Origin of the sequence: Bradyrhizobium sp. (assembly GCF_019242285.1) — a bacterium.
In the GTDB taxonomy this organism is placed as follows: Bacteria; Pseudomonadota; Alphaproteobacteria; order Rhizobiales; family Xanthobacteraceae; genus Bradyrhizobium.
The window spans coordinates 1-4,803 of the sequence record NZ_JAFAVV010000400.1; the positions used below are offsets into that span (position 1 = coordinate 1).

A 4,803-nucleotide genomic window follows, 5' to 3' on the forward strand; every position below is an offset into this window, starting at 1 on the left:
GCCGACATGGTCGAGTGCGAGCATCAGGCAGCCCCACCCTGCCGGCCGAAGGCGTCCTGCCAGCGCAGGAACGGCGCGGCGGCAATCTCGATCAGCCAGTCGGTGGCCTTGCCGAGAATCGCGAAGATCACGATCGCCGCGAGAATCTGCGCCGGCTTGCCGAGCTGCTGGCCGTCCAGCAGCAGATAGCCCAATCCTTCGGATGCTCCGATCAGCTCGGCCGCGACCACGAACATCCAGCCCAGGCCGAGACCGACCCGCAGCGCGACCACATAGGCCGGCAGCACCGCCGGCAACAGGATGCGGCGGATCATCGCCGGCCCCGAGAGGCGATAGACGCGGCCGACCTCGACGATCTTGCGGTCGACCGACAGGATCGCGCCCATCACACCGAGATAGACCGGAAAGAACACGCCGACCGCGATCAGCACGATCTTCGAGGTCTCGAAAATGCCGAGCCAGAGGATGAACAGCGGCACCCAGGCGAGCGAGGGGATCGCGCGCAGCGCCTGGATTGACGGATCGAGCAGCCGCCGCGCCATCGCCCAATAGCCGGAGACGGCGCCGAGCAGCGTGCCGGCGAGCACGCCGAGGCCGAAGCCGAGCGCGACGCGCGTGAGGGTCGCGGCGATGTGCCGGACAAGCTCGCCGCTCCGCGCGAGTTCGACGATGGTCGCGAACACGCGGCTCGGCGGCGGCACCAGGCGCCCGTTGGAATAGCCAAGCCAGACGATCAGCTCCCACGCCGCCGCCAGCGTCACCGGAAGCAGGAGGCCGAGCGCCGGTCGCACGAAACGGGACGGCCGCGCGGATGGCGTCGGCGATATTTCCGCGTTGGCGTGCTCGATCGGCAGTTCGACGGTCATGACCATAGCAAGACGCTTCTCGCGCGGGATTTGCAAGGCGGCGAATGGAGGACACGCGCTCCGCTCTCCTCAATCCGTCGGCAGCGGAACCTGGTCGTCGATCAGCGAATCCAGCGCCGCTTTGACGTCGGCCTTGGCGTCGATCACGCCCGCCTCCTGCAGCGCCAGGCCGGCGGCAAGGATGGACTCGCGCTGCGGCGCGCCGATCCGGCTATGGGTCAATTCGGTGCGCTCCTTGAGCTGCTTGTCGACGACGTTCTCGGGCAATTTCGTCACCGCCACGAAGGTCTTCTTCAGCTCGTCGTAGTTCGCAAGCGACTGCTTGCGCGCCTCCTCGTAGGCGGCGAGGACGCGGCGGACGAGGTCCGGATGCTCCTTGAGGAAATCCTCGCGCACGTTGAGGATGCCCCAGGTGTTGGCATCCGCCTTGCGGTAGAACAGCCTGGCGCCGTCCTCGATCTCGGCCTGCGCCATCATCGGGTCGAGCCCGGCCCAGGCGTCGACGTCGCCGCGGACCAGCGCGGTCTTGCCGTCGGCATGCTGCAACAGCACCGGCGTGATGTCCTTCTCGCTCAATCCGGCGCCGAGCAGCGCCCGCACCAGGAAGATGTGCGGATCGGTGCCGCGCGTCACCGCGACGCGCTTGCCCTTGAGGTCGGCAACCGTCGTGATCCTGGAGTCCTTCGTCGTCACCAGCGCGGTCCATTCGGGCCGCGAATAGACATAGATCGACTTGATCGGGTTGCCGTTGATCCTCGCCACCAGCGCCGCCGAGCCCGCGGTCGAGCCGAAATCGATCGAGCCGGCATTGAGGAACTCCAGCGCCTTGTTGGAGCCGGCCGACTGCACCCAGACGATGCCGATGCCGTCCTTAGCGAATTCCTTCTCCAGCAGCCCCTTGTGCTTCAGCACCAGCGACACCGGGTTGTAGGTCGCCCAGTCGATGCGGATTTCCTTGACCTCGGCCCCCTGCACTGCGCCAGGCAGAATCACGGCGAGCGCGAGCAGCGCCAGATACGCCAATTTCCTCATGAAGTGCCCCTTTCCCTGCGCGACGCTCAAACCATCTTTTAATTCAGGACGTTATACAGAATGATGGATGGGAAAATCCGTACATAGGAAGCGGCGCGCCGAGAACGGCCTTGCCCAAAAGCGCGCCAACGCAGCATGAGACCGCTCTTCGCCCGTCATGTTATCGTGACACCCCCAACCCGCTCCGAGATCCGGTCAGGTCATGGATAGTGCCGTCATTCAATCCGAGCCCAAGATCGAACCCAAGATTGAACCCAAGATCGAACCCCAAGCCGATTCCGGCTTCGATTCGGAGCGGATCGCGGCCGCCGTCGACGCGCTCGCCGAACAGCATGCCGGCCGCGAGGACATGTTCCGCTCCAGCGTCGCGCAATTCCTCAAAGCCGAGCTGCTCGCGGCCCGCGCCAACGCGCAAGGCCTGCTCTTGAAGGATCGCCATGGCCGCCGCTGCGCCGAGCGACTGTGCTTCGTGCAGGACGAGATCATCCGCATCGTGTTCTCGGCGGCGACCCGCCATCTCTACCGTTCGCCGATCCCCTCGGGCGCCGAGCGCATGGCGGTGGTCGCGACCGGCGGCTACGGCCGCGGCCTGATGGCGCCGGAATCCGACATCGACCTGTTGTTCATCCTGCCCTACAAGCAGACCGCCTGGGGCGAGCAGGTCGCCGAAGCGATCCTGTATTGCCTGTGGGACATGGGGCTGAAGGTCGGCCACGCCACCCGCTCGGTCGACGAATCGATCCGCCAGGCGCGCGGCGACATGACGATCCGCACCGCGATCCTGGAGACGCGGTTCTTGACCGGCGACAAGCCACTCTACGACGAATTGGTGGAGCGCTTCGACAAGGAGGTGGTGCAGGGCACCGCCGCCGAGTTCGTCACCGCCAAGCTTGCCGAGCGCGAGGAGCGGCACCGCCGCGGCGGGCAGTCGCGCTACCTGGTCGAGCCCAACGTCAAGGACGGAAAGGGCGGGCTGCGCGACCTGCACACGCTGTTCTGGATCGCGAAATACGTCTACCGCGTGCGCACCACCGACGAGCTGTTCGAGCGCGGCGTGTTCGACGCCCGCGAATACCGTATCTTCCGCCGCTGCGCCGACTTCCTCTGGTCGGTGCGCTGCAATCTGCATTTCCTCGCCGGGCGTGCCGAGGAGCGATTGTCGTTCGACCTGCAGCGCGAGATCGCGGTCCGGCTCGGCTATACCTCGCATCCCGGCATGCAGGACGTCGAGCGCTTCATGAAGCACTACTTCCTCGTTGCAAAAGACGTCGGCGACCTGACCGCGATCCTGTGCGCCAAGCTCGAGGACCAGCAGGCCAAGCCGGCGCCGGTGCTGTCGCGCATGATGGCCCGCCTGCGGCCCTCGACGGTGCGGCGGCGTGTGCCGGACAGCGACGATTTCATCGTCGACAACAACCGCATCAACCTCGCCGGCCCCGACGTGTTCAAGCACGATCCGGTCAACCTGATCCGGATCTTCCGGCTGGCGCAGAAGAACAACCTCGCCTTCCATCCGGACGCGATGCGCACCGTGACGCGCTCGCTGCGGCTGATCGACACGGCGCTTCGCGACAACCCGGAAGCCAACCGCCTGTTCATGGAGATCCTGACCTCCAACGGCGCCGAGATCGTGCTCAGGCGGATGAACGAGACCGGCGTGCTCGGCCATTTCATCCGCGCCTTCGGCCGCATCGTGTCGATGATGCAGTTCAACATGTATCATCACTACACGGTCGACGAGCATCTGATCCGCTGCGTCGGCTTCCTGCAGGAGATCGAGCGCGGCGGCAACGACGAGTTCACGCTCGCCAGCGATTTGATGCGCAAGATCCGCCCCGAGCACCGGCCGGTGATCTACATCACCGTGCTGCTGCACGACGTCGCCAAGGGCCGCCCCGAGGATCACTCGATCGCGGGCGCCAAGGTGGCGCGGCGGCTGTGCCCGCGGCTCGGCTTCTCGCCGGCCGACACCGAGCTCGTGGCCTGGCTGATCGAACAGCATCTGACGATGTCGACCATGGCGCAGTCGCGCGACCTCTCCGACCACAAGACCATCGAGACCTTCGCCAATGTGGTGCAGTCGGTCGAGCAGATGAAGCTGTTGACCATCCTGACCACCGCCGACATTCGCGGCGTCGGTCCCGGCGTCTGGAACGGCTGGAAGGCGCAGCTGCTGCGCACGCTCTATTACGAGACCGAGCCGGTCTTGACCGGCGGCTTCTCCGAGGTCAACCGCGCCCGGCGGATCGCGGCGGCGCAGGCGGAGTTCCGCATCGCGTTCTCGGAATGGCCCGAGGCCGAGCTCAACGCCTATATCGACCGGCATTACCCCGCCTACTGGCTCAAGGTCGAGCTGCCCCGCAAGATCCGCCATGCCCGCTTCGTGCGCGCCAGCGAGCAGGCCGGGCACAAGCTCGCGATCAATGTCGGGTTCGACGAGGCGCGCGGCGTCACCGAGCTCACCATCTTCGCGATGGACCATCCGTGGCTGCTGTCGATCATCGCGGGCGCCTGTGCCTCCGCCGGCGCCAACATCGTCGACGCCCAGATCTACACCACGACCGACGGCCGCGCGCTCGACACCATCTCGATCTCGCGCGAATACGACCGCGACGAGGACGAGGGCCGGCGCGCCACACGCATCGGCGAGATGATCGAGGATGTGCTGGAGGGCAAGCTCCGCCTGCCCGAAGTGGTGGCGCGGCGCACGGTGCGCAGCAAGGCGCGGCCTTTCGTGATCGAGCCGGAAGTGACCATCAACAACCAATGGTCCGACCGCTACACGGTGATCGAGGTGTCCGGCCTCGACCGGCCCGGCCTGCTCTACGAGCTGACGGCGACGCTGTCGAAGCTCAGCCTCAACATCACGTCGGCGCACGTCGCGACCTTCGGCGAGCGCGTGGTC

General features: G+C 66.3%; 3 protein-coding genes. 1 reads left to right on the forward strand and 2 read right to left on the reverse strand.

Going from position 1 to position 4,803, the window contains the following annotated elements; genetic code table 11:
• Window positions 1-23: 23 nt before the first annotated feature.
• Window positions 24-866 carry an ABC transporter permease gene (locus tag JOY90_RS15510; RefSeq protein WP_291691997.1) on the reverse strand — a complete coding sequence of 281 codons (843 nt, stop codon included), beginning with the start codon at window positions 864-866 and terminating at the stop codon, window positions 24-26.
• 69 nt (window positions 867-935) lie between these two features.
• Window positions 936-1,898, reverse strand: coding sequence for an aliphatic sulfonate ABC transporter substrate-binding protein (locus tag JOY90_RS15515; protein ID WP_291691998.1), 963 nt, complete (start codon window positions 1,896-1,898; stop codon window positions 936-938).
• Window positions 1,899-2,100: 202 nt separating this feature from the next.
• Here JOY90_RS15515 and JOY90_RS15520 point away from each other — a divergent pair.
• The coding region (locus tag JOY90_RS15520; RefSeq protein ID WP_291691999.1) for a [protein-PII] uridylyltransferase at window positions 2,101-4,803 on the forward strand (2,703 nt) is incomplete at its 3' end.